The sequence below is a fragment of the Mucilaginibacter sp. P2_D11 genome (assembly GCF_056404435.1).
In genome coordinates, this window is record NZ_JBFUEA010000001.1 from 265,566 (window position 1) to 290,364 (window position 24,799).

Sequence of the window (24,799 nt, forward strand, 5' to 3'; positions counted from 1 at the left end):
CCAATGGATGCAGCAGAAAACAGGAAATCAATAACAGTAGGCGTATTCGTATTGCTCGGCGTAGCAGTATTTGTAATAGGCATACTCACGCTGGGCGGCCAGAACAAAAGCTTCGTTAAAAGTATCAACATCAGCGCGGTATTTACCGATGTTGCGGGCTTGAAAAAAGGCAACAACGTGTGGTTCTCGGGCGTAAAGATAGGCACCATCAAAAACGTGCGCTTTACTGGCACCTCGCAGGTTGATGTGGATATGGCCATTGAAGCCAGCACGCAGCAATACATACACCGCAATGCGCTGGCGCACATCAGCAGCGACGGTTTGATAGGCAACAAGATCATCGTGATAGATGGCGGCAGTCCGCAGGCCCCTATAGTGCAGAATGGCGACATATTGCAGGCAGCCAAGCTACTATCAACCGACGATATTATGGCCACCCTGCAAAAGAACAACGAGAACCTGCTGGCCATCACCACCGATTTTAAGGCCCTTGGCCACCAGATACTGGCCGGCAAAGGCACCGTTGGCGCCCTTTTAGCCGATAGCACCATGGCTATGCAATTACGCGCCGCTATGCGCAACCTGCAAACCACCACGGCAACGGCATCGAAAATGGCAGTTGCGCTCAACTCCTTCAGCAACAAAATGAACACCAAAGGCGGCCTTGCCGATAAAATGCTTACCGATACCGTGGCCTATGCACGCCTGCTGCAATCAATGGATAAATTGAAAGAAGCGGCCAACAACGCCACCATACTTACTAACAATCTCAACACCGCCAGCAACAAGCTCAACAGCACCGATAACATCCTCGGCGTGTTACTGAACGACCCTAAAGGCGCCGCCAAAGTACAAAACACGATAGACCAGCTGCACCAAAGCTCGGTAAAACTAAACGACGACCTGGAAGCCGTACAAAGTAACTTTTTACTCCGCGGTTTCTTCAAAAAACGCGAAAAAGCCAAACAGGATAGTTTGAAGGGGAAGATATAACGGGGGTAATCTCTTGAAAAATAGCGATGGGTTGAAAGCTCATCGCTATTTTTTTGCACTTACCTTACTACTCCGCCGTGCCAAGTGTCCACACTTGGCGCAACAACTTTTGTAAGTGTCCACACTTACCCTTAAGTCAAATGCAAGGACCGGAAGCACGAACGCTTCCTGTTTACTTCCTTCAAGTGTGGGCACTCGAAGGAGCGGATGGGGGCTGTTACTGCAATGTATTTAATAATAATTCGCGGGTAACGCCGCGCACTTTAGTTTTGAGTGTTTGGTTGATGTACAGTGGTATACCGTTTCCGGTGGATAAAACCCCTCCGTTTGGCGTATAACCGTCGGTGAGGATGTTATCCTGTAAAATGCAAGCCATGCCTGATATATAGGGGTCATGTTTTAAGGCAAGGTCGGCAGTGTTTTGGAACTTGTTTTTAATAAGCAAAGGGCGTTCACCGTTTAGTTGTCTATCGGTAAACCAGGTAAGCACAGTTGTATTCTTTTTTGCCACATCATAATTAAATGCATTACGCTCTAATACGATACCGGTAGCATTTTTAAACTCGTTGCTTTGTGTCTCGGCACCGGCCAGGCCCTTAAAACTGTTGAATTTGATCAACAGGCCATCTGTGCCCTGAACCCTGAAGAATTTATCGGCCGAACTTACGATATTATCTGTGAAGCTTATATTGGTTTTCGGCTGCGTAATATCATTGGTAAAAAAGGCAAAGCCCAACTTTACGGTGATCGTGTTAGCTTTAAAAACAATGTTTTTGCAATTTGCATTTACCGAACTGATGTACACCGACCCTCCTGCGGTGGCGCAGGCAACCGCAACGCCTTTTCTGTTTAGATAGCTTGCCGTTCTGTATGTAATGTTGTTTATAAAAAAAATATTTTCCTGCTGTTGATTGCCTTCTATAGTTGTTTTAAAAATAGCAAGCTCGCCGTTATTGCAGGACGACACCGTGTTGCCCTTTACGGTTATACACCGCCCTCCCTCCCAATCAATACCTACGTCTCCGCTATTTTTTACGTTATTACCGCTACAAGTTATATTGGCTGAGTTTGCACCCCAAATACCGCCGGCATCGCACATGTTTATTTTATTATCGCTCAATACGCAATTATCGCTTAGCCATAGCTGGATACCGCTCAACGTATTGGTAATGGTATTGCCGGTATATTTAGTATTTACAGACAGGTAGTCTTGTATACCCTGCGATTTTCCGGTATTACTGATTATACAGTCAATTACAGACGAATTTTTCACTTTAGAGAGGCAAAAACCACCCGCGTTAAAATTTCTGCCATCAATTTTAAGTCCCCGAACCCAACTATTATTGCCAAGGATGAATATCTGCCCCTGATGCGACGAACCAGTTGCGGGATCGGTTTTGATATTAGCTGAGGCTACGATAACGCTCCCTGTTTTGCCGGTTAACATTACGCCATCAGCTACGCGGATGAATCCATCAATGCGGTAGATGCCTGCGGGGAAATAAACGATTGAACCGGCCTTACCCAGCGCCTTTTGAATAGCGGCTCGATCGTTAGTAATACCATCACCCCTGGCGCCAAAAGCTTTTACAGATATGCCGGGCTGAACAGTGGTATTAGCCGACGTTGTGCTACCCCACGCACTACAACTTTCCAAATTACACATGAAAAGTGCAAACAACATTACGAAACTAAAATTGCATCTCGATTTAACGTAAAAACTCTTTTTAACCATAGCTATCTACTGGCTTATTCAACGGGATCGGCTGTGTTATGTTTTATAGCTATCTACTGGCTTCGCGGTTTTTACCTGTTTATTTAGGTCTGATGATTTTTCTTGTCTCTAAAGGGGGTAAAAATTATTGAAAGCGATGGGTCTGGGAGCTCTTTTTTGAGTTTTCAATTAGTCGCTGCTGCCACGCCAAAAGAGTTGCTGTAAGCGGGACGCTTACATTTGCTTTGGTCCAAGCAGGACGCTTGAACCAGCCGGAAGGATACAGCAGGCCATTTGAGGTGTTAAACCAAGAGAGGAGGAAAACCCTGAGGCTACTAAACGAAAATCCAAAAAAAGCAGTAGACCGTTTTCGAAGTAGCCGCCCGGTTTAAAATTTCAGGATGGCGTTGACGATAAAAAATAAGCAAGTTAATCCGGTGAGATATTGCAAAAAGAAATACAGCAGGGCTTTAGTGCTACTGAAAGTGAGTTTATCAAAATCTATCCGCAGGGAAAAGAAAATGAACGCCGTAAAAACGAACATTTTTAAAGCGAGGTCCATTTTTGTAGCCGGATTTTCAATGGCTGCTACATCAATGATTGGGTAAGTGGTAAGGACCTGCCGCCATTTCCAAAAGTTGAGGGCCGAAAATACCAGGAGGAAGACAAAAGTCCACAAAATGATTAGCCATTTTTGATAACCGTAGTACCACCATATTTTATTCAAAAAATTGACCGGCCAGGAATGATCGAAATTGAAATACTCAATTTTTAACAATTCGTAACTTTTGAATTTTTTCTCCCGGTTAAATTTTTCCAGTAAGTTTTCGTAATTGGTGCGGTTTAACTCGTCGTCATCAAAGCGGTACAACTGGTATTCAGGACGGTAATCAAAATCGATATTGGTCAGGTCCGTGTGTTCAAATCTGAGAATAACAGGCCTTCCGTTATTGGTGCAATCCAGGACGATTCCTTGTTCGGAAGGATGACAGTTGATCAATGTTAAAGAATCGGTCACTAGTTTAAGTTTGGAATTCTTGCCAAAGTTACAGGCGTCGAGGGTGATTCCGGTGATATATTGCTGACCGGCGATTGTCACGTCCAAGGTATCCAGCCGACTCTCCCGGAAAAACAGTGAGCGCTGGTATGTTGAGGCAGACGATGGCGTGCTGTAAGGCCTTTGTTCTTCAATGTGCATTTGCCCTAGGGTATCTTTGATAAAATTCATGGTCAAATGATCTGACTGGTTGGCGTACATGGTCATATGCTGTATCGCAGAGTTTTCGATGTTAATTAAGGAAGGATAGGTCGTAAACCTCATCAGGTTTAAATACAGCTCTTCAAGTTTGGAATGAACGAGTTGCATCTGGCCCCGCATCGCGCCGCTGTCCAGCCAAAGGATGCCCTGAAGGTTATTAAAGCGGTAGCCAGCCTTGGCAAAACAATTCTTGATATTGATCCGTCCCCGAATGTTGCTGACGTTCAGTTCCCCTTCAATATGGTTATTGATCAATGACAATGCCGCTTTGGCGTCCAGTTGGATTGGCGGCTGGGTATATTTATTGAATATATCCCCTATCGACGCAGTGACAATGTTGGAGTTTTTAATGTCAATAGTTGTAGGATGGTCACGTAGCACTAATGGTTTGATCATCCGGTAAATGCATTGATTATCATCGTTGACGTCTATAATTTTAGCATCGTCGAGCACAAGGTTGATGCCCTTATCAGTTTTCTTACGATCAAAACTGGCAGGCTTGCGGTCTTTTGTGATTTGACTTCTTGCTTCTGGTGGTGCGATGAACAGGAGCAAGAAAAAAAGAAAAAAAAGGTTATGGCGCAAGTGCGGGTTGACAAAAGTGGTCTGTCGCTCTGAAATACCTGTATTTCGCTGATAGCAATTCGCAGCGTGCGGGAAAAATCGGATCATGAATGAAGGCAAAAGGTTATTGCTGCAATGTAAGTAAAATCCGGTATTAAATTACGGTTAAAAAATTGGGCACCCTCGTCGGTTCAAAACGTGTCAGCGTCCCGCTGACGTAATGAAATGACTTTTAGAGGGTTTTCCCGGCCCTCCGCTGCCATCATTAACACCTGCGCCGAAACTCACATACCAGCCGGCGCCCTGCTTACATCACCAAATAACCTATAGCGGGCTTTCAGGGTTCGCACTACTATACCAGTACGCATGTGCCGAACCCACGAACCCGGCCCTTACCGGATTCTCATGAGTGTTTTGCCGACACCAAGCGAGGTTTTTCGATGATAAAATCATTGTAGTAGCGACGGTAAAAATGTCTATCCGGTCTACTACTTTAGGGTGACAATTAACGTTCGTCGGTTGAGGCGTTGCGTTGCATGGTAATAAATATGCAGATGTTTTTCCGACATTGCAGAAGCGTTGTTGTAAGCGGGACGCTTGAACCGGCTAGTAACTCATCCAACGACACTTTAGGCAGAGACAATGACTCACTGTTGATAATTTATTGCTAATATTATTAGCAATAGTATTAGATTTGTACTCTGGTAATAAACCATTGCAGGAGCGTTTTTAAATCTTAAATTTAGAAGAAATATATAGCAAGCGATTTATTTACCTACGCAACAACTAAATTCTATTTTTGTAGGGGCTAATAAGATATGGGTACGACAGCATTTGAAGAAGGAATACAACACATGAATTTTTCTTTCTTACAGGAAAGAGGAGAAAGCGGTGTGCTTTTAACAAATAATTACGAAAGCAGCACGCAAGTGACGGATTCACCGGACATGCTGTTTGCACTCGAAACCGCTAAAAACAAATTTGGTGCTGATGCCGTATACTTCCGTTATTTTGAAGACGGCCGTGGTGAAGTGCCGCAATTGTACATTTTTAATTATACCGAAAAGCAACTAACCACTGAGGACAAGAACCGTATTCATATCCAAATGTGGAACGGTTACCAGGTGCCCGCCTATATCATTTTACAGCGGTCAGTGGTGAGTATATTCGATTCGCGCGAAAAACCAGTTGAAAGCCGGGAATCGTATGCAAGTGAAGTGTTGCAACTGGCCGGTGATGCGATTAAGAACTTTCCTGCGCGCGATTTCGATGACGGGTTATTTTGGGAAGAACAGGAAAAAAATAACCGGTTCCGCTTTGAGCAATCGGCGACCCGTGACCTGATCAGGGGCCTTAAGGAAGTTTATAAACACTTTCAGGACAGATCCGGCCTTGACCGCCACGTTGCATTGAAACTGCTCGTGCAATCACTGTTGATCAAATACCTGGAAGAACGTGATGAGGATAGCGCGAGCGGATATTTTGCAGGCACCTATTTCCGTAAGAATTTTCAATGTGATAACTTTTGCGATACCATCCGTAAAGGAAAGTTATTACAGCTGCTTGATCAATTGTCTAAAGACTTTAATGGTAAAATATTTGAGTGGGATAAGGAATTAGAAGATAGTGCCAGAACGGCTATTCAGCGTAGCGAAGTGAATAGCTTGGCGGATTATCTGGATGGCAATAACAAGGATAGCCAATATGTGATTTGGCGGCTCTATTCTTTTTCCCATTTACCTGTAGAGGTCATCAGTTCGGTGTATGAAGAACTGTTGACGGATAGTAAAGATATTGTGTATACACCGGAGATGATCGTCAGTACATTGGTGGACGAGTGCATGCCACTGAACGCGCCAAAAGCTGATTTCAAGCTGATGGATGTTAGCTGCGGCTCGGGTATATTCCTGGTGAAAACTTATAAGCGCATCGTACAATGGTGGCGGTATGAGCAATGGAAAAAGACTGGCTTACTGGTAAAACCGTCCTTAGCTGTATTGCGAGAGTTGTTATTGAATAGTATTCATGGTATCGATATAGAACAGGATGCCGTGCGTTTATCAATTTTCAGTCTGGCGCTTGCGATGCTGGACGAAGTTAACCTTGATCCGCCAACATGGGGTAAACTTCGTTTTCCTGACCTTAGCGAAAATATCGTACCACGTGACTTTTTCGAATTCATCCGGGTAGCCTCCCCTGAGACCCTGGACCTGGTGATCGGGAACCCGCCCTTTAATTTACAGGAGGTGGATGGAAAAGAGCCGAACAGAAAATTATTTTTTAAGGCACTCAAAGAAAGTATCGGTTACCAAGCTGCCTTCCCTATACCGGACGAAAATCCTGCACTGCATTTTTTAGTGCAATCAATGGGGCTACTGAAGCCTAACGCATTGCTTTGTTTGATCCAGCCATCCGGTCCATTGTTTTATCAAAAGGACGCTAAGTTCAAATTCCAACTCTTCTCGCGGTATAATTTGTTACAGGTAATTGACTTAACCAAACTCGCCGATAAGCTTTGGGGTAAAACCACTGTTTCAACTGCAGCGGTATTCTTTCAGAATGCTGAACCGGATAACGAGCCTGTTTTAGATCTCGTAGCGAATCGCAATTTTTCAAATAATAACAGGCTGTTCTTAGATTTCGATCATTACGACTTTCACTATGTCAGTAAAAAAGACTTGATTCATAATCCATACATATGGAAAGCGAATCTCTTAGGTGGTGGGCGTATGATGCAGCTGATCGACGACCTTTCTCATCAACCTAAGCTTATAGAGTTTTTGAAACGAAAAAAACACGAAAACCAATGGGTGTTTGGTGAAGGATTTATAAAAGGTAAGAAAGATGAAGATTTGGTGCCGGCAGATTTCGAAAAGAAGAAAGGTCGCTACAATGAGTTTACTTATCTTGACGGGAGCGAATGCATAGATACGAAGAGCTTCACTGAGGATGGCATCGGTGAAACGAGTACATTGAATGGTAAGTTTTATCAGTGGGGACGAACAAAGGAACTTTTTGAGGCGCCGTTGCTGTTGATTAAGAATGGCATCGGGAAGAAATATTTACCCACTTATTTTTCAGATGAAGACCTAAGCTATCGCGATCGTGTTTTTGGAATACATGCTCCTCAATCAGATAGGGAGGCTTTAGAAAAACTACATATTTATTTTAAAGATAACGCTGATCTTATCCGTTTTTTCATCATAGCGACCAGTGCAGAAATTTTGGTTAACCGCGCGACAGCGATTTTTAGCCAGGATATTTTGAATATACCCTACCCGAATGCAAATGACCAGCTAATTATCTCCGAGGCAGACCAGATTGTACTGAAAGACACGCTCCGGTACAACCTTAACGTTTTCGAGGAAAATGTTTTTAGCGAAGTAGAAGTTCCGCAATTAGAAAACTTTGCAGAAATATTCTGTAAAACCTTGAATTCTGTTTATGGCGCTGACGAAAAGAAATTTCAGCTGTGCAAAATACTTGATGCAGGGCAATATTATGCACTCCATTTTGAGTATCTAAAAGATCACATCAGTTCTTCTGTTCAGCAGCATGCCGATTTAGAAGAATATGTCGCTCATCTAATTCCAACAGCTAAAGAAACGCGTAGGCGAACACATATTCAACGCATCGCCAAAATTTACGGTAAAGATTGTTTGGTGCTGGCAAAACCAAAGCAATTGCGCTATTGGCTTTCCTCAATCGCTTTGCGGGATGCTGACGAAACTTTTAATGACTATATCAAAGCTCGTTATCATCATGCTTAAAGATAGTCAACCAGCCTTCCAGCCACCTCAGATCAGCGATCTCTCGCTAAAACCAGGTACAGAGATTGACGCGGTAATTGACTTCGTTGATAAAAACGTTGCAGCGTTTTTACCCTATTATAAGGCTAATGATGAATCTGATAAGGAAAACTGGATAAGTAACTTGTTAGTGAGACACCTACAAATCTGTAACCGGGAACAAGGCGGCTTCCTTCCTTTTGATTTCAGTAAAAACCCACCACAGGCTGCATCAGGAAAAGAAACCGACATTGGTGTGTATGTCAATACTCGAAGCGCAAAAGCTATTCCCTTCATGGAGTTTGAGAGTAAGAGATTCTCTGACTCGGCTAATAACAAAGAATATGTTTGTGGTGATCGAGGCGGCATTGAAAGGTTTAAAAGAGGAAAACATTCGGCTCATTTACGGACTTGCGGAATGTTTGCTTTTGTACAGAAACCAACAAATGACGACTGGCTTATCAAAGTAAACCAATGGATTGCCGAACTGGCCACCGGAAATACTGATCCAACCATCGACTGGACGGGCAAGGATGAACAGTTGAAGAAGGTTCAGCTTATCAGCAATGTTCAGAAACTCAGTTCAGATCACCCACGCAAACAGTCCGGCGATAGTATTTTTTTATGGCACTATTTTATTGACTTGAATTGAAGACTCCACCCCTCGCCCTGGCGCGAGAATGACGAGCGGGCTGGTGGGCAAAGGCTTCTCGTGCCTAACCATGCAATGGTAACGCCTCTGCGCTTCGATATAAGTATCTCTGGCTAAACAAGATTTACCGCCGCAGCCTCCTCATGCATAGAGACCCTGCAGGGACGTTAATATAAACAGTCTCAGCTTATTTGATGGGTTCATAAATAAAATTTTTAAATCTTACTGTACCTTCCCCAATTGAACAAAGCCCGAGCCGCAAACTGATAAAGCCACCCAGCACATTATGGTTATAACTGGAAACTTCTACCGAATTTTCTATTTTGATCCACTCTTTTCCATCATGACTGTAGTACATGTCTACCGTGCTGTTAATGTTTTTAAGGCGAAGGAATACCTTTCTTTTTATGACTGAACGAACAGTTGGGAACTGCCAGCCTCTTAGGTTAGCCAGGATATTCTCTTTATCTGCCAGTATACCCGAATAGACCTTGTCATTATAAAACAAAACCAGGCCTCCCACCGCATCTCCTTCCATTTCCAACTCAACCTGCGCTGTGTAAGAATGACTGTAGGGGATACATAATAATGGTGAACAATCGGCAACCGAACTCCCTTTTGCCGTAACGGTTAACTGACGATCTTCTAAATGAAATCTGCTGGTATCGTAGCCACCCCAGAATTGCCATTGCGGTTGTAGTTCCTTACTGCTAAAATTGTCATTTAATGAAATTGAACTAGTTGATTGTGCTTGAACGATTTTATTAGCAGGTTTGCCAGTTTTGATGTTATGGGGTATTCTATACCAGCCATCGGCAGTCCATTCAACAGGCGCCAGCAACGTTTGCCTGCCCATATTATAAAAACCTTTTTCATAAGCATGATAAACCATCCACCACTGCCCGTTTGCATCCTCAAACAAAGTACCGTGTCCCTTAGACCACCACTTTTCCGACTGGTCGTTCGTTCTGATGATGGGGTTATCGGGAGAATTTTCCCATGGTCCGAAAGGTGATTTTGAACGTGCCGATACAACCATATGACTGGTAGCCGGGCCTGCCGTGCCGCCTTCGGCTACAGTTAGGTAATAATAATCTCCTCGTTTAGCCATTTTGGGGCCTTCCATGCAAAAACATTCGATGGACCACTCGGCTGGTATTTTCCACCCGTCGTACACATGCTTAATCTCTCCGGCAACAGAAAGTCCATCGTCTGATAGGGGGACATATCCGCCGTTATTGAAGTACAAATAACGTTTGCCTGCTGCATCCACAAAATGGCCCGGATCGATATAATTCATCTTCAACTCAACCGGTTCACTCCACGGCCCCTCAATTGATTGAGCGGTTACCACATAGTTTGTATTATTTGCAGGAAAATAGATGTAGAATTTATTCTTATACTTCACCAGATCAGGTGCCCAAACGGAACCGACATATTTATGCAGGGCATGGGTGACAGGTTTCCAATGAATAAGATCGGTTGAATGCCAAATTAACAGGCCCGGATAATATTCAAAAGATGAATGAACCGTATAATAGTTTTTGCCATCGCGCAAAATACTGGGATCGGCATAATCTCCGGCGAAAATGGGGTTCAGATAACTTACAGGACTTATATGGCCGCGTTTATTCTGTGCGTACGCAGTCAGCGAAAAAAGGTTAAAGCAAATATCAAAAACCTAAAATATGTCTTCATCTCTTTAAATTGAAAAGTCTTACCGTTAACTGTTATTAAACGGATGGTTTATAAAGTTCAATTTTGGATTGAACTGTTCTGCTTGTTAAATGGATTGCCGTTGATAATAATTGTGCAATATACACTTAAATAATGTTTAACATTAGGGACTTCAATCGGCAGCTATAGTCAAAACGTGCTCGACAATTCATTCTTCCCGCCCTGGCGCGAATGACGTGCGGGCCTGGTGGGCGAAGAGACCCAGCCGCAACAATTAACTCCAAACAAATTTCACTTAAATTTATTACTATCCATATCACTATACAATAAAGAAAAAGGAGGTTTACCATGAAGGTACTTGTGTTTGGCGCTAATGGCAAAACGGGCAGGCTGGTTGTAGAACGCGCGGTTGAAACAGGGCATGAAGTAAGTGTGCTGGTACGCCAGCCGGGCTTAGCTGCACAAACCGGCGTGCGGGTTATAACCGGGGACGCACTGAAACCCGATGATGTGCTGCGTGCTATGGACCAGCAGGATGCTGTTGTGGAGTGCATTGGCGGTACAAAACCGTGGAAGAGCCAAACGCTGGAGCGCGATGCGATGCAGAACATTGTGAAAGCAATGAAAACATCGGGAGCAAGGCGGTTGTTGGTGGTGTCTGCCATGGGTGTGGGCGACAGTAAACAACAGTCGCCCTGGTGGTACAGGAACCTGATATTGCCTACGTTTTTGCGTGGATCAACAGCCGACAAAGCGGCTATGGAAGCCGTTGTGCAAGATAGCGGCCTCGATTGGATAATTGCCAGGCCACCGATATTAAAGGATGGAACTGCAACCGGAAAAGTACAGGTACTTGACCAAAGCGGCAAAGGTCACGGTATTACAAGGGCCGATCTGGCAGTATGGCTGGTGGGCCAATTGGATAGTGAAACTTATGTGAGGCAGCCTGTTGTAGTTGTGAATAACTAATCGATAGTTCATCCTGTCCGGTTAGTTCCGCCCATCCGGGTGTCCTCCGCCTGTATGCAACTATTTTAAGCGTGCAGGCTTAATTTAATTCGAAAGCGGGTGCCAATCAACTCTCTCATCTGCACATCTGAAATTTGCACATCTGCACATCGATTCACCCAAACTATCCGTCATCCCCCTTGTTGTACCATCATGAAAACACCTAATGTAATATGGCAAACTGTGGGGCTGGGCGCTGTTGCGGGTATGCGCGCTACTATGGCGCCCATGCTGGCCAGCCATTATTTAAGCAACCACCCCAATCCGGCCTTGTCGGGCACGGCGCTGCGGTTTATACAGATGCCGGTTACTGCCGTTATTACGAAGCTGCTTTCTGTGGCCGAAATTGCCGGCGATAAACTACCCACCGCGCCGGATAGGATTGGTATGCCGCAGCTACTGGGGCGCGTGGTATCGGGCGCGTTCGTGGGTGCAACCATATTCAAGGCCAACCGGCAAAGCGTTATAGATGGTATGCTGTTAGGAGGAGCATCGGCGCTGGCTGCCACCTTCGCCAGTTTTTACCTGCGCAAGTATGCCGATAAAATACCTCACGTAAAAGACCCGGTTGTTGGTGCTGTAGAAGATGTGGTGGCCCTTGGTACGGGCTTGTCTATCTTGAAGGGATAATTTAATTATTCAAAGTAGCTGGCTTCCGCTTATCGGGCGGCAGCGCCTGGTATTGCTTGTAGCTATCGCTCATGTAAGTTATCATATTAAAGTCCTTACGGTCGAAGACTTTCACGCTGGGGGTGTATAGGCTGATGAAGTTATCCAGTTCCTCGCCCTTAAGGGGTACGTATTGACCTACAGTTGCGGGCACAAAGAGCTCATGGATGCGGTCCATCATATCAAAATCATGCAGTTTTTTGGCCAGTTTAGCTTTATCGCGCTCGCCTTTTTTCCAGTAATGCACGCGAAAAACCGCGCCACCATCTAAGTTGCCCATGCGGTCGCGGTGGTAAACCATCGTCTGGCCATGGTATTCCTTATCGTAATCTTTGAACTTCTTCGCCAAATCGGTAGTGGTGATATCTACCTGCTTAAGCTGTATGTTCTGAGGCAACATAAATATTTCGGAATTGCCAAGGCTGGTAACCACCGCGGTATCGTTGTAGTAGCCAAAGCTTTTGAATAAAACCAGGTCGCCAAGTTTGGCAGGGATCGAAAAGTTGCCCTTTTTGTCTGATAGCGTATTCTGCTTATTGTTGAGGTTCTCTATCCAGATATTGCCGAGGCCTACGCGTGTTTTATCCTCAAACACGCGCCCCTTGAATGTGCCTTGGGCCAAAGCAGCCGAATAGGATAACAGGAGTGCAAAAACCAGCAGATATTTAGGCATGGCTTAAAAGTATAAAAAAAGGTAGCGGGCTGATGAAGTGTGCCGGGGATTTAACTAAATTTAACATTTAAAGATACACAAGGCTAGTTGACTTAGCTTGATTTAGCATAGAAGGAAATTTTTTTAACCCGGGTATTGTATTTAAACAGTATATTTATTGGCATAAAAACCTAATATCCTTTCATTTTTGATTACGCTCATACGCATTTATACCCGACCCCATTTTGGAACAGAATTTAACTAACAACGGCTCGGCTTTGCCAAATGGCGTACAAACCCGGCAAGATTTGTATAATAGCTACGGAAGCATGCTGCTTGGCTACCTTTTTGAGGTCACAAAGAGCAAGCCTGTTGCCGAACAATACCTGGTAGATATTTTCAACGGCTTGCAGTTTACCGATATACAGGCCATTACCAAGCCGGGTGTAAATACCTTTTGCCAGTTGCAGGTAATAGCGCGTAAAAAGCTGGCTTCCTTTTTAGAAACCGTTGTTGAATGTGCCGACCCGGCTGTAAAACCTAAAACCTTGCCCGAGCAAAGCAATAAGTTTACAGATTTGATGGAGCCCGAGCAACGCCAGGTGTTTTGCGGCATCCACTATCATGGCAAAAGCGCCGGCATCCTGGCAGCCGAGTTGAATAAGACGGAGGAAGCTATCAGGCAGATATTAAAAGAATCGTTCAACGTTATCAGGAACCAACGCAATGATACAACAGCAGTATATAGATAGTGGTATTTTAGAGGCCTATGTTACGGGCACAGCCACCGAAGCGGAGGTGAACGAGCTGATGTACATGAAAGCGCAATACCCCGAGGTGAACTTTGCCTTGCAACAGTTGGAACTGGATATGGAGCATATTGCCCAACACATGGCCATTGCCCCGCCGGCCGGCACCTGGGACAGGATATCTGAGACGATAGACGAGCTCATCCTGCGGCCAGAGTTTAACCCCGGGCAGTTCCGGGAAGATACTACAGATAAAGGCTATAAAGATCGCAAAGCAGATAACGGCCCGCATTTTATTGAGGTGGAAGCCGAATCGAACCACATGAAAATCCACAAAAACTGGAAATGGGTTCTTGTGGCGGTATTTGTACTGGGTAAGATATTCCTTGGTTGTGCCATCTATTTTTACCTGGAGAATAGGCAGGCACAACAGCAGGTACAGGAACTTAAGACAGAGCTGAAACAACTGAAGAAATAAGATTTGAATATCGAACACCGAATTTCGAATATCCAATGATGAAGGGCGAACTTAAGTTTTTGCGATTAGGCAGTTAGTTTTCGGTATTCATTTTTTGCTTTCCCGCCGTCTCCCTTAACTTTTCGTAAACCTTTTACAACATGATAAGTTATTCTTTGATAAGGAGAATAACATTATGGCATCATCAACAGAAAAGGCTGGGGATAAAAGTAAGGGCGCAAACAAATCCTCAGCATCAAAACAAAAGGAATTGAAAACCGAAGGACCACTAAGCGAAAAGGACGAGGTGAAAAAAGCCGAGCGCGCACTGGGCAAGGCCATTAAAAAGAACGCTTAACTATTTACCAGCACCGGCTCGCCACTAAGTGCGGCTGCAACGTTATCAATAAGGTTACGTTCTGAGAAGGGTTTCAGCACCACGCCGGTAATGCCTACGGATAGGTACTTATCCCGGTCTTCTTTCAATACATTGGCCGTAAGTGCCAATATAGGCAGCGACGCTTTTTGCGGGTTGCCATTTGCACGCACCAGTTGCGAAAATTCTATCCCGCCCATTTCGGGCATCTCTATATCGGTAAGGATGATATCGTACCTATGATCTTCAAAAAGCTGCAGGGCCTCGCGGCCATCGCAAGCAACATCGAAGATAAGGCCCCATTTTTTAAGGATGGTGCTTACCAGCAGCACGTTCAGCTTATTATCCTCGGCCACTAATACACGCTTGCCCGCAACCAATTCCCTGGGGTTAACGGTGCTTTGCGTTTCTGTTGCTTTGCAGGCATCCGTAGGGCTTAACTGCATGGGTAGCTTAAAACTGAATATAGAGCCCTTGCCAACATTACTGGTTACATTGATACTGCCACCCTGCAGCTCTACGATTTTTTTCACGATGGCCAACCCCAGGCCGGTACCCGGTGTGTTGGTTGCTTTTTGTGCCGATGACACCTGTGAAAACTCATCGAATATAAATGGCAGGTTGTCTTTATCGATACCCAAACCGGTATCACGTACGTACACGTTTAGTACATTGAAGCCGGGCTGCCGCCCATCGGTAATGAAAGCATTGATGAACACCGAGCCACGGGGGGTAAACTTGATGGCATTGCTCACCAAATTCATAACCACCTGCTTCAGGCGGAAAGAGTCGCCTTGTAAGCAAACATCCTTGTCGAAATCAAGCTGATGGTTAAGCACGATGCCTTTTTTTCCGGCTTGTACCTGCATGCTGGTAACTATACCGGCAATGGCTTCATAAGGCTTAAAGGGGGCCGCCTCAAAGTTCATCTTGCCGGTTTCGTACTTGCTAAAATCCAGTATCTCGTTCACCACATCCAGCAGCATTTCCGATGAACTGCGGATGGCATTGATTTGCTCTTTTTGCGGCTCGTTCATTTCGCTTTGGGTAAGCTGTTCAGAAAAACCGATGATGGAGTTGAGTGGTGTGCGTATCTCATGGCTCATGCTGGCCATAAAACGGCTCTTCGATAAAGCGTAGTTCTCGGCTTTTTCGGTGTAAATCAACATTTCCTCCTCGTTCTTGAATATCTTCCAGATGTTGTATAGGATTATCGCTACCACCAGGGTAAGCAGGATAAACATCAGGCCCGACAGCTTCCTTAGCTCGTACAACACCGTAGAAACGTTGCTGTTCACATCCTGTTTGCTGGCGGTTATGTATTGCTGCTCGGCCACTTTATATTTCTTCAGGCTGCTGATTATCTGGCTGATGAGGCGGTTGTTTATCTCCAGCATCTCCAGCTCGTTCTTGCGCAGGTTGTTGTTGGCCTCGTAAAGCTTGCTGTAATAATTGTTGTACACGCGGGCCACTTTTGGCGTAGGCGTCATGGTGGTGATGGTGGTATCGGTAGTGCGCTGTACCAGCAGGGGGGCTACCTTGGCTTCTTGTTGCTTTTCTTTTTTACCGAATAAACGGCCTAAGAAGCCCTTTTTCTTTACCGGAGCTGCCGCTGTAAGCAAGGGGCGTATGGTATCTACGCGTATCTCAGTTTTTACGCGCTTCACCACGGGCTGCATCAGGTATTTGTTATCGGCATTGCTTAAACCTGCGTTAATTTTGCGAGCCGACCTTAGTAAACTATCGGTAAGCGCCATCAGGCGGATGTAGCTATCTGTCTTTAACGATTTCTCGCTGATGAGCCTGCCCAGTTCTGCATCCTGCGCAAGGCTGGCGGTAGCTCTGTTGCGGTGGTTAATGGTATCAATAATACTGTGGATGCTGTTTATTTGCTTGTTGAACCGTACGAAGTAATCTTTTTTGGAGGTGAGGGCATACATGCGGCCGCTGTTATCGGCACTGTAAAGCTCTACAATGCAGCTATCTATCAGCGCAGAGTTTTCGCGGGCACTGATCATCTGCTGGAAACTACTGCGTATCTTTTCGGCTTTGTTGTAATGCAGGTACAAGTAAAAAGCACTGCCCGAAAGGACGACGATAAGCATTACGATAAGGCAGTAGCGTAATAGGGGGACTTTTTTTACACCGGCAATCATCATTCAGGTCTAAGTAAAATTTTTTAATAGCAAACCACTTTATTTGTGATAGTTGAAATAGAGGGCGTTAGCTTTGTGTTTTTTTTACACTTAGTGCAATGGTGATGCCACAGTCGGGTTTATTCCTTTTAAGAGTTGTTTTTAAACTACCGATAGATGACTTTTCGTTTAAGATAATTTTTTAAATGTAAAGTGTAGGAAATTGTGGGCAGGGTGCATGTAAAATGCCCTATTTACAACAAACCCTACTGTTAGCTTGTCAAAGCTAACAGTAGGGTTTGTGGCATTATACAGTGGACTGGCAGCATTGCCGGGTAACGGCGCCGCGCTTCAACCCCTTAGTTCAGTTCCAGTGTTACGATTGATTTAGATGGCAGCGTAACTACCAGCTTATTATCGTCTTTTTTGGCACCGGTGAAATTTTTCAAGGTTAATTTATTGGGCTGCTCAAACGTGTTTACATCGGTAATATTGGCCGAGGTAAGGATGGTGCCTTTCACCTTGGTCCATACGATATCCTTAAGCGCGGTGCTTATCGTAACGGTGTTGTGCAGATCCAGGTTTACTAAGGAGATGTGTATTTTACCGTTAGCATCCTGCGAAGCAGAAACGTTTACGGCAGCTATCTTTTTGCCATCCACCTCATAATCGGGCGAGTTGAGTTTGATGTTGAGGTATTTGGCATCCTGGTGCACCTGGTACATATCAAATATGTGATAGGTAGGGGTGAGGATCATCTTCTCTTTTTGAGTGAGGATAAGCGCCTGCAATACGTTTACGGTTTGGGCCAGTTCGGCCATTTTTACCCTATCGCAATGGTTGTTGAATATGTTCAGCGTGGTACCTGCTATCAGTGCATCGCGCAGGCTGTTCTGTTGGTACAGCACGCCAACGTTGGGACCTGGTTCCGGGTCGGTCCAAATACCCCACTCATCAACTACAAGGGCCACTTTTTTATCCGGATCGTATTTATCCATTATGGCGGCATGTTTGGTAACCAGGTCGTCCATACGTATACAGTTTACCATGGTGTTAAAGTACTCGGCTTCGCTAAAGCTGGTTGCCGATCCTTTTTTGCCCCAGTTGCCTGTAGGGAGGGTGTAATAATGCATAGATACGCCCCACATCATATTGTTAGGGATGTTTTTCATAAGGGTTTCGGTCCAGTGGTAGTCGTCGGAGTTGGCGCCGCTGGCAATTTTCTTCAGTTTTGCACCGGGGTAATCCTTAGCGAAGGACGCATAACGCCTAAACTCGTTGGCGTAGTATTCGGCAGTCATGTTGCCACCGCAGCCCCAGTTCTCGTTGCCCACGCCCCAAAAAGATACTTTATAAGAATCGGCCTGGCCGTTTGCCTTGCGTTGCTGTACTACTGTACTGGTACTGTTGCTGTTAAGGTACTCTATCCATTTGCTCATCTCATCTACCGTACCGCTGCCCAGGTTGCCGGCAATGTATGGCTCGGTACCCAGCAGTTTGGCAAGCTCTAAAAATTCGTGCGTGCCGAAGCTGTTATCTTCGGTAACGCCACCCCAGTTGGTGTTTACCATGCGGGGGCGGTTTGCGGTGGGGCCAATGCCATCGCGCCAGTGGTATTCATCGGCAAAGCAGCCGCCCGGCCAGCGCAGGTTGGGTATTTTTATTTTTTTTAAGGCGGCTACCAGGTCAAGCCGTATCCTACCCTGCTTTTTCACGGGCAGGTTTTTATCTACCCAAAAACCATCGTAAATGCCACGGCCCAGATGCTCTGCAAATTGACCGTAAATGTGCCTGCTGATGATTTCCTTAGAATCGTTGGTGATGGTGACGCTGCCGTTGCTTTGGGCAAACGCAACCGACTGCCCCGCCATAAATAGCAAGAGTAAGTACTTCTTCATAATTGGTTATAATTAATAAGTGTTGTTTTAACAATTATAAAAGTAGGTATTTTTTTGGCTTATGCAAACGGATTGCGATAAATTTGGTGAATCATCTCATAACATGAAAAAATACTCCATCGTTATAGTTCTGATCTCTATACTTTTTGCCGCCTGCAAGCCCGTGCTAAGTCCCGAACGCCTGTACGGCAAATGGAATTACACCCGTGTAGAGAAACCTGCATCGCCAAGCGATAGTGTAACCCGCTTTGTTATTGCAGACGAAAAGCCCAGCATCGTTTTCAATAAAGACAATACACTGCAGATATACTGGGCAGGCAAGGTGCTTTCGCACGGCAAGTTTACTACCGCCGGGCAGGATATAAAATATACCGAGGACCTGGGGGAGGGCAAAACCCGCGATTTCCCTTTTTCGGTAAACGAATTATCGGATAAGAAGATCATCTTTGAAACGCTGGGAGCGGATGGCTCGAGGGTGACGGCGGTTAGGGAGTAGGCGGTGGCAGTTTGTGGTGGCAGTAACAGTTTGCAGTTAATTTCTGAACTCGAATTTTAAGGGAAGTCTAAGAATTGCCAGAAGCACCCACATCGGCACAAATCAAATTCTGAATATTCGTTAATTCATTTAATTCGATTTCAGACAATCGGTGAAATCAACCTAAATCAGTGGAATCGGTGCAAAAAAAAATCATGTAAATCGCTCAATCAATAAATCGTGTTAATGTGCCGCTACACCGCCGCCTTGCTTCGCCTCTACTTTGGTTTTGATAAACCGCCTGCCAATCAACAACAAGCATAAAGCCATTGCGCTGGATACGAGAATAACCGATGCCATAGGCACGGCCGATTTGGCTTTGAACAAACTTATGCCAACCGATACTGCCGAGCCGATGGCCATTTGCGATGCACCTAACAGGGAGGAAGCCACGCCTGCGTTCTTCTCGAAAGGTGCCAGCGCTAACGCCGATGTATTGGGGCTAAGGAGGCCCACGCAGCACAGTATGCTGAATATCATGATGATGGTACCCACCAGGCCCAGCCAGCCTTGAAGCGCGCCGACTAAAAACACCACCGCTATACACACCATGGCTATCATCACCGCGTTTACGATTTGTTCGCTTTTGTATTTCTTTACCAGCATGCTGTTCACCTGGCTGGAGCCGATGAACCCGACGGAAAGCAGGGCGAATATCCAGATGTAGGTTTTGGCGCTCACCTTAAATACCTCCATAAAAACAATGGGCGATGCTGCGATATAGGCGAACAGGCCCGAAAACGCCAGTGCGCCGCAAAAACTATAGGTGTAAAACTGTGGCGTTTTTAATACGCCCAAAAAGCTGTTGATAATAGGCGCCGGCGCAAGCGAATAGGATGGATCTGGCGGATAACTCTCCGGCAGCAGGAATATCACCGCAAGGCTTATCAATACTGCTATTAAGGTGAGTATAAGGAATATCACATGCCAGCCCAATGATGCGCTTACATAACCACCCACCGTAGGCGCTATAAGCGGCGATGCGCCCAGCACCAATATCAATAATGCAAAAACCTTGGCATTATCTTTCACCGGGAATAGGTCGCGTACCATAGTCATAGAGGCTACCGCCGCCGCGCAGCTGCCTATCGCCTGTACGAAACGCAGCCCGATGAGCATCTCGATGCTGCCCGCAAAATAGCAGCCGATGGATGCGATGATGTATAACGCAAGCCCGAAATACAGCGGCCGTTTGCGGCCAAACCTATCCAGCAATGGGCCGTAAAGCAATTGCCCCGCCGATATTCCTACGAAGAAACTGGCAAGAGAGAGGGCTACCGTCTCGGTAGTGGTGTGCAGCGATTTTGCAATCTTGGGAAAGCTGGACAAGTACATATCTATAGAGAATGGCCCCAGCGCGGTAAGCGAACCGAGTATCAGTATCAGCAGGAAATAGCGTTGCCTGGTCATGCCCGTAAATAACGCGCTTTAATTTGAGATGCAGGAAAACTGAAGCGAATTATTGCATTAAAGTGAACCGCTGATTTTAATGATTAAATGATGTCGCTGATGATTGAGCCTTGATTTGCAAGATTATAGGATTGCTGGATTTTGAAAATCAACGAAATCATTTAATCAATTAAATCAGCGGTTACGCTGCTTTCTCGCCAATGGTTTTGCCGGCAACAACTGGGGCCATGCTCAGGCTGCCGTTGTGTACGCCGCCCACTTCAACCTGCAACGTAGCGGTTTTTATATCGCCTGCAATATTACCTGTGCTACGGATCTCTAAAGATGATGCGTTTATATTGCCGGTAACTTTGCCGTAAACCACGATTTCTTTGGTAATAATATTGCCTTTAACCACGCCTTTTTCGCCAAGGATGAGTCCCTCGTCTACAGTAATGTTGCCGTTTACGGTGCCATCTATACGGGCAAAGGCGGGGGCTTTGAGGTTGCCGTCTAACACCGCGCCTTCGCTGATGAGGGTTGATATTGCCTGGAGGTCCAGCGCTACTTTTTCTTTTTTACTGAAGATTGCCATGGGGGAGTGGTTGATTGGGTGAGTGGAGAGTGGTTAATATTGAGTGAATAGTTGATTGGGTGAGTTTGAATGGTTTATAGCCGGCGAATGTTAGTTGCAAAACCACTCACCACTCAACTATTCACCACTCACCATCCTCCACTCACTACTTATTCAGCGTTAAAAAATTAGTAGGATTTACAGGTTTGCCGTTTTTGCGTACCTCGTAGTGCAGGTGCGTGCCGGTAGAGTGGCCGGTAGAGCCAATCTCGCCTATTTTTTCGCCTACGGTTACCTGCTGCCCTACTTTTACTGTAATGCGTGAGAGGTGCCCGTACAAGGTTTCGAAGCTGTTGCCGTGGTCTATCCTTACGCAGTTACCATAACCGCCGTACCAGCCTGCAAAAACAACTTTGCCGTTGGCGGTGCTTTTGGCCTCATCGCCACGGGCACCTTTAAAATCAACGCCGGGGTGGAACTCTGCACTGGCCGAGTTGAATGGGTCGCTGCGGTAACCGAAGAACGAGGTGAACGAGCTGATTTTGGGGTATCCCATTGGCGTAAAGGCAACGTTGCCCACCAATTGGTTAAGATAATCGTTATAAAGGCTGTAAACCTCTTTATCCGATAGTTTTTTGCCCTCAGCGTTGCCATCACCGCCTGTGCCATTGGTGCTGAAGCCCTTTAGGCCGCGGCGGCGCAGGTAATCGTTTATGGTTTTAAGTTTGCTTTCTATTTGTTGGATATAGCCTTGTGCAGAATGCTGTTCGCCCGCTTTTTTGAGGGTTGCGGGTATCTCGCCCTTCAGTTTCACTATCTGCGATAGCAGCACCATCTTCTCCTGTTCCTGCCGGGTATTTTGGGCTTTTAGGTAGAAGATAAAGCCTGCCAGCATTATAAATATGGCACCTACTGCGGCTGCATAATGCTTTATTCTTTTTAAGTGTTTGGTTTTTACCTGCAACGACTGTGGGTTTCCATTGCGGTTCAAAATCATAATAGTACTTACATCAGATGGCTTTGGGTTCATCAGGTTAATTAATTGGGACTGCAAAGTATAAAACGGAATCCAATTATTCAAATTAACATTACGTTAACTGTAACACTTACAATTAATTAACTTGAAGCTAAAACTTTCTCGCCGTAGAATGCTCGCCTACGTTTTTTTCACGATATTATACTTTGCTGGCACTGTTTGCAGATAAGCATAAATTGCATCTATCTCTCTTTCAGTCAGCATCTCAAATTTGGGCATCGGGATTTTTAGTTGCCTGTCGGGCGCATGGCCATTATGCAATGCGTCAAAAAACTGTGCCTGCGTGTAGTTTCCTATCCCGCTGTTTTTATCGGGGGTAATATTTGAAGCATTTACTTCCCGCTGGTTTTCTCCTTTAAGTTTAATTCCACCGGCAAGGTACCCCTTGGTTTGATTGGGAGTAAGATAGTTTAGAGAGGTGAGGCTTTTAGAATGGCAATGGAAGCAGCCCAAATTATCCACCAGGTAATATCCCAGCTTTACAGGGTCGTTTCCCGGCATTTCAACATTTGCCTGGTACGGCACTGGTTTGGCTTTGAGATTCATGAAAAGCTTGCCGGCAACGCTCAGGTCAGTCAAGCCGACGGTTGTATCGCCACCTGTCAAAGAAGGGGCATCGGATCGGAACCATGCAATTATCGCATCAATATCTTTATCAGCCATATTTGGCCTAAGCATATATGATAAATAACGCCCGTCCCGTGCAATCCCGGTCTTTAGTAAATACTTTACTTCGGCATCAGTGTATTTGTGCATAATACCATTCGTTTTGGAATGCGTAAGATTTGCAGAATAAACTTTACCCGCAATGCCGGGTACATCTTCAATACGGTTGCCTACAAATTTATTAGCAGCCTGATTATAATGACAGCCTGCGCAAACGGCAAATGCAAGCACTTTTCCCCTCGCCAATGCATCGGCAGACGCCGCAGCTTTAAAACTGGTTTGTGTAGTAGGGAATTTAGTTTTACAACCAAAAATCATTATTGCTATTACGGCGCTAATTCCAATAATCCAGGTCAACTTTTTCATTCCGTGTATTTAATACAGGTAATACAGCCGAGCGGTCAAAAGGTTGTATATTAACTTAATCACAAAAATCCAACACGAAAAAAGCGACGAGATTTACTTCCCGTCGCTTTTTTAACCTCTTAAGAGTAAGCTATTCACCTTACATATTCAAACTCAAATATTGCTTCGGATTAACAGGGTGACCGTTCTTGCGTATCTCGTAATGCAGGTGCGGGCCGGTGGAGCGGCCGGTAGAGCCAACCCTGCCGATTACATCGCCTACGGTAACGCGCTGGCCCTCATGCACGTTGATTTTTGATAGGTGGCCGTACCAGGTCTCCAGTCCGTTAACGTGCCTGATGCGTACGCAATTGCCGTAGCCGCCTGCTTTGGCAGCATATATCACATTACCACTTGCTGTGCATTTTACGGCATCGCCTTTGTTGCCCTTGAAGTCTAACCCTGGGTGGAACTCGCTGTTGCCAAAATCGAAGGGATTGCCGCGGTAACCGAAAAACGAAGTGAAGGAGCTTAAGCGCGGGTAACCCATTGGCATGTAGGCTATGTTGTTCACCAGCTTATCCAGGTAGGTGTTAAACTCGCTGTACATTTTGGTGTCGCTTTTTGCTTTATTGCTGCTCAGGTTAACGGTTTTGAAGCCGATGCTGTGCAGCCCACGCTTGCTCAGGTACGTATTGATGTTTTTAAGCTTGGATTGTATGCTTTCTATATAGCTAACGGCCTGGCTGCGGTTGCCGTCTTTTTCAGAATTGGCCAGCATGGCTTCTTCGGTGGTTTTGTCTACCTCTGTTTGCAACGCGGCAATTTGCGAGTGCAGGCGGGTGTTCTCATGAGCCTGCTGGGCCACCTGGTTATTCAGCTTCATAATAGCGCTCATCAATACCATTACCATGATGAGGCCTGCCGCAATAGCCAATTTTAAGCTGTTGAAGTGCTTTGCTCTTACTTGTACAACCCTGGGTTGGGTTTGATTTTTTTGCGTAAAGATGCCCATTACCTAAACATTTTGTTTTTAAGTTTTTTCTTTAGTTAATTAATCAGGGATCAGCGTTAACCGACTTCGCAATATAATAATTAAATTTAATTGCGCCGCAATATGAACTGATTATAACCCGAACGTCAATTAATCGGGTTTATTCTTTGTACTTATATCTTTTGTTAAATGATTTGGTATTTTTGTGTATAAATTAAGAATTAAGCTAACATACATATGTACCCGGAATATTTAGTTGCCCCGATGCGGGAAGAATTGACCAGAGTTGGTTTTGAAGAATTGAAGGATGCAGATGCAGTGAACCAGGCTATAAAAAGCGAAGGTACTGTATTTGTGATGGTTAACTCGGTTTGCGGCTGCGCTGCTGCCAACGCGCGCCCTGCTGCACGCATGGCAAGCGCCAACGAAAAGCACCCCGACCGACTGGTTACCGTTTTTGCCGGCATGGAGCGCGAAGCTGTTGATGCCGCCCGTAACCTGATGCTGCCTTACCCTCCGTCATCGCCATCGATGGCTTTGTTTAAAGATGGCAAGCTGGTACACATTATAGAGCGCCACCAGATAGAAGGCCGCCCTGCACAAATGATTGCCGATAACCTGATCGGCGCTTTTGAAGAGTATTGCTAATTAGAGGCAAGACTTTTAGAGT

The 24,799-nt window shown here is 45.4% G+C and carries 21 protein-coding genes; 10 read left to right on the plus strand and 11 right to left on the minus strand.

Features of this window, described 5'->3' with window-relative positions:
- Positions 1 to 3: 3 nt before the first annotated feature.
- Positions 4 to 993, plus strand: coding sequence for an MlaD family protein (locus AC1DXC_RS01135; protein WP_477457283.1), 990 nt, complete (start codon positions 4 to 6; stop codon positions 991 to 993).
- A 217-nt stretch (positions 994 to 1,210) separates the two neighbouring features.
- On the opposite strand, the gene AC1DXC_RS01140 is transcribed toward AC1DXC_RS01135, so the two are convergent.
- A complete protein-coding gene (locus tag AC1DXC_RS01140; RefSeq protein WP_477457284.1) occupies positions 1,211 to 2,650 on the minus strand; it encodes a glycosyl hydrolase family 28-related protein in 1,440 nt (479 codons plus the stop codon).
- A gap of 445 nt (positions 2,651 to 3,095) precedes the next feature.
- Positions 3,096 to 4,637 (minus strand): hypothetical protein, encoded by a 1,542-nt coding sequence (locus AC1DXC_RS01145; RefSeq protein ID WP_477457285.1) that lies wholly within the window; start codon positions 4,635 to 4,637, stop codon positions 3,096 to 3,098.
- Positions 4,638 to 5,347: 710 nt separating this feature from the next.
- Between AC1DXC_RS01145 and AC1DXC_RS01150 the strand changes: the two genes are divergently transcribed.
- A complete protein-coding gene (locus AC1DXC_RS01150) occupies positions 5,348 to 8,299 on the plus strand; it encodes an HsdM family class I SAM-dependent methyltransferase (protein ID WP_477457286.1) in 2,952 nt (983 codons plus the stop codon).
- A complete protein-coding gene (locus tag AC1DXC_RS01155; RefSeq protein WP_477457287.1) occupies positions 8,292 to 8,969 on the plus strand; it encodes a hypothetical protein in 678 nt (225 codons plus the stop codon). Before AC1DXC_RS01150 ends, AC1DXC_RS01155 begins: the two co-directional genes overlap by 8 nt.
- Positions 8,970 to 9,156: 187 nt before the next feature.
- On the opposite strand, the gene AC1DXC_RS01160 is transcribed toward AC1DXC_RS01155, so the two are convergent.
- Positions 9,157 to 10,641: a family 43 glycosylhydrolase gene (locus AC1DXC_RS01160; RefSeq protein WP_477457630.1), complete on the minus strand. Its 1,485-nt coding sequence runs from the start codon at positions 10,639 to 10,641 to the stop codon at positions 9,157 to 9,159.
- Positions 10,642 to 10,994: 353 nt separating this feature from the next.
- Between AC1DXC_RS01160 and AC1DXC_RS01165 the strand changes: the two genes are divergently transcribed.
- Positions 10,995 to 11,615 (plus strand): NAD(P)-dependent oxidoreductase, encoded by a 621-nt coding sequence (locus tag AC1DXC_RS01165; protein ID WP_477457288.1) that lies wholly within the window; start codon positions 10,995 to 10,997, stop codon positions 11,613 to 11,615.
- Between the two features lie 192 nt (positions 11,616 to 11,807).
- Entirely contained in the window at positions 11,808 to 12,284 is a 477-nt protein-coding gene (locus tag AC1DXC_RS01170; protein WP_477457289.1) for a DUF4126 family protein, read from the plus strand.
- A gap of 1 nt (position 12,285) precedes the next feature.
- On the opposite strand, the gene AC1DXC_RS01175 is transcribed toward AC1DXC_RS01170, so the two are convergent.
- On the minus strand, positions 12,286 to 12,996 hold the full coding sequence (locus tag AC1DXC_RS01175) for a peptidase associated/transthyretin-like domain-containing protein (RefSeq protein ID WP_477457290.1): 711 nt from the start codon (positions 12,994 to 12,996) through the stop codon (positions 12,286 to 12,288).
- Between the two features lie 224 nt (positions 12,997 to 13,220).
- Here AC1DXC_RS01175 and AC1DXC_RS01180 point away from each other — a divergent pair, with 224 nt between their 5' ends.
- The 3 genes from AC1DXC_RS01180 to AC1DXC_RS01190 all read left to right on the plus strand — a co-directional run bounded on the left by AC1DXC_RS01180 (position 13,221) and on the right by AC1DXC_RS01190 (position 14,539).
- Positions 13,221 to 13,727 carry a sigma factor-like helix-turn-helix DNA-binding protein gene (locus AC1DXC_RS01180; protein WP_477457291.1) on the plus strand — a complete coding sequence of 169 codons (507 nt, stop codon included), beginning with the start codon at positions 13,221 to 13,223 and terminating at the stop codon, positions 13,725 to 13,727.
- Positions 13,702 to 14,202 (plus strand): hypothetical protein, encoded by a 501-nt coding sequence (locus tag AC1DXC_RS01185; RefSeq protein WP_477457292.1) that lies wholly within the window; start codon positions 13,702 to 13,704, stop codon positions 14,200 to 14,202. The genes AC1DXC_RS01180 and AC1DXC_RS01185 overlap by 26 nt, the downstream gene beginning before the upstream one ends.
- A 175-nt stretch (positions 14,203 to 14,377) precedes the next feature.
- Positions 14,378 to 14,539: a hypothetical protein gene (locus AC1DXC_RS01190; RefSeq protein ID WP_477457293.1), complete on the plus strand. Its 162-nt coding sequence runs from the start codon at positions 14,378 to 14,380 to the stop codon at positions 14,537 to 14,539.
- Here AC1DXC_RS01190 and AC1DXC_RS01195 read toward each other — a convergent pair.
- Complete coding sequence (locus AC1DXC_RS01195; protein ID WP_477457294.1) at positions 14,536 to 16,716, minus strand: ATP-binding protein; 2,181 nt, start codon at positions 16,714 to 16,716, stop codon at positions 14,536 to 14,538. The genes AC1DXC_RS01190 and AC1DXC_RS01195 overlap by 4 nt on opposite strands.
- 335 nt (positions 16,717 to 17,051) lie before the next feature.
- Positions 17,052 to 18,590, minus strand: a complete 1,539-nt coding sequence (locus tag AC1DXC_RS01200; RefSeq protein ID WP_477457295.1) for an alpha-N-arabinofuranosidase — start codon at positions 18,588 to 18,590, stop codon at positions 17,052 to 17,054.
- 103 nt (positions 18,591 to 18,693) lie between these two features.
- Between AC1DXC_RS01200 and AC1DXC_RS01205 the strand changes: the two genes are divergently transcribed.
- Entirely contained in the window at positions 18,694 to 19,086 is a 393-nt protein-coding gene (locus AC1DXC_RS01205) for a hypothetical protein (RefSeq protein ID WP_477457296.1), read from the plus strand.
- A gap of 222 nt (positions 19,087 to 19,308) precedes the next feature.
- Here AC1DXC_RS01205 and AC1DXC_RS01210 read toward each other — a convergent pair whose 3' ends face one another.
- The 5 genes from AC1DXC_RS01210 to AC1DXC_RS01230 all read right to left on the minus strand — a co-directional run bounded on the left by AC1DXC_RS01210 (position 19,309) and on the right by AC1DXC_RS01230 (position 24,150).
- On the minus strand, positions 19,309 to 20,535 hold the full coding sequence (locus AC1DXC_RS01210; protein WP_477457297.1) for a multidrug effflux MFS transporter: 1,227 nt from the start codon (positions 20,533 to 20,535) through the stop codon (positions 19,309 to 19,311).
- A gap of 181 nt (positions 20,536 to 20,716) precedes the next feature.
- The gene (locus AC1DXC_RS01215; protein WP_477457298.1) at positions 20,717 to 21,109 is read right to left on the minus strand and encodes a bactofilin family protein; all 393 of its coding nucleotides are present in this window, start codon (positions 21,107 to 21,109) and stop codon (positions 20,717 to 20,719) included.
- A gap of 145 nt (positions 21,110 to 21,254) precedes the next feature.
- Complete coding sequence (locus tag AC1DXC_RS01220) at positions 21,255 to 22,118, minus strand: M23 family metallopeptidase (RefSeq protein ID WP_477457299.1); 864 nt, start codon at positions 22,116 to 22,118, stop codon at positions 21,255 to 21,257.
- Between the two features lie 126 nt (positions 22,119 to 22,244).
- Positions 22,245 to 23,156: a c-type cytochrome gene (locus AC1DXC_RS01225; RefSeq protein WP_477457300.1), complete on the minus strand. Its 912-nt coding sequence runs from the start codon at positions 23,154 to 23,156 to the stop codon at positions 22,245 to 22,247.
- Positions 23,157 to 23,295: 139 nt separating this feature from the next.
- Positions 23,296 to 24,150, minus strand: coding sequence for a peptidoglycan DD-metalloendopeptidase family protein (locus AC1DXC_RS01230; RefSeq protein WP_477457301.1), 855 nt, complete (start codon positions 24,148 to 24,150; stop codon positions 23,296 to 23,298).
- Between the two features lie 216 nt (positions 24,151 to 24,366).
- Between AC1DXC_RS01230 and AC1DXC_RS01235 the strand changes: the two genes are divergently transcribed.
- Positions 24,367 to 24,777, plus strand: coding sequence for a BrxA/BrxB family bacilliredoxin (locus tag AC1DXC_RS01235; protein ID WP_133228932.1), 411 nt, complete (start codon positions 24,367 to 24,369; stop codon positions 24,775 to 24,777).
- The last annotated feature ends 22 nt before the right edge of the window (positions 24,778 to 24,799 follow it).

What these genes read in the sequence shown, in the direction of transcription:
- AC1DXC_RS01235 (WP_133228932.1), top strand. Translation starts at nt 24,367, where the DNA reads ATGTACCCGGAATATTTAGTTGCCCCGATGCGGGAAGAATTGACCAGA.
- AC1DXC_RS01165 (WP_477457288.1), top strand. Translation starts at nt 10,995, where the DNA reads ATGAAGGTACTTGTGTTTGGCGCTAATGGCAAAACGGGCAGGCTGGTT.
- AC1DXC_RS01145 (WP_477457285.1), bottom strand. Translation starts at nt 4,637, where the DNA reads ATGATCCGATTTTTCCCGCACGCTGCGAATTGCTATCAGCGAAATACA.
- AC1DXC_RS01225 (WP_477457300.1), bottom strand. Translation starts at nt 23,156, where the DNA reads ATGAAAAAGTTGACCTGGATTATTGGAATTAGCGCCGTAATAGCAATA.
- AC1DXC_RS01220 (WP_477457299.1), bottom strand. Translation starts at nt 22,118, where the DNA reads ATGAACCCAAAGCCATCTGATGTAAGTACTATTATGATTTTGAACCGC.
- AC1DXC_RS01215 (WP_477457298.1), bottom strand. Translation starts at nt 21,109, where the DNA reads ATGGCAATCTTCAGTAAAAAAGAAAAAGTAGCGCTGGACCTCCAGGCA.
- AC1DXC_RS01230 (WP_477457301.1), bottom strand. Translation starts at nt 24,150, where the DNA reads ATGGGCATCTTTACGCAAAAAAATCAAACCCAACCCAGGGTTGTACAA.
- AC1DXC_RS01195 (WP_477457294.1), bottom strand. Translation starts at nt 16,716, where the DNA reads ATGATGATTGCCGGTGTAAAAAAAGTCCCCCTATTACGCTACTGCCTT.
- AC1DXC_RS01135 (WP_477457283.1), top strand. Translation starts at nt 4, where the DNA reads ATGGATGCAGCAGAAAACAGGAAATCAATAACAGTAGGCGTATTCGTA.
- AC1DXC_RS01175 (WP_477457290.1), bottom strand. Translation starts at nt 12,996, where the DNA reads ATGCCTAAATATCTGCTGGTTTTTGCACTCCTGTTATCCTATTCGGCT.
- AC1DXC_RS01170 (WP_477457289.1), top strand. Translation starts at nt 11,808, where the DNA reads ATGAAAACACCTAATGTAATATGGCAAACTGTGGGGCTGGGCGCTGTT.
- AC1DXC_RS01200 (WP_477457295.1), bottom strand. Translation starts at nt 18,590, where the DNA reads ATGAAGAAGTACTTACTCTTGCTATTTATGGCGGGGCAGTCGGTTGCG.
- AC1DXC_RS01205 (WP_477457296.1), top strand. Translation starts at nt 18,694, where the DNA reads ATGAAAAAATACTCCATCGTTATAGTTCTGATCTCTATACTTTTTGCC.
- AC1DXC_RS01190 (WP_477457293.1), top strand. Translation starts at nt 14,378, where the DNA reads ATGGCATCATCAACAGAAAAGGCTGGGGATAAAAGTAAGGGCGCAAAC.
- AC1DXC_RS01210 (WP_477457297.1), bottom strand. Translation starts at nt 20,535, where the DNA reads ATGACCAGGCAACGCTATTTCCTGCTGATACTGATACTCGGTTCGCTT.
- AC1DXC_RS01155 (WP_477457287.1), top strand. Translation starts at nt 8,292, where the DNA reads ATGCTTAAAGATAGTCAACCAGCCTTCCAGCCACCTCAGATCAGCGAT.
- AC1DXC_RS01185 (WP_477457292.1), top strand. Translation starts at nt 13,702, where the DNA reads ATGATACAACAGCAGTATATAGATAGTGGTATTTTAGAGGCCTATGTT.
- AC1DXC_RS01150 (WP_477457286.1), top strand. Translation starts at nt 5,348, where the DNA reads ATGGGTACGACAGCATTTGAAGAAGGAATACAACACATGAATTTTTCT.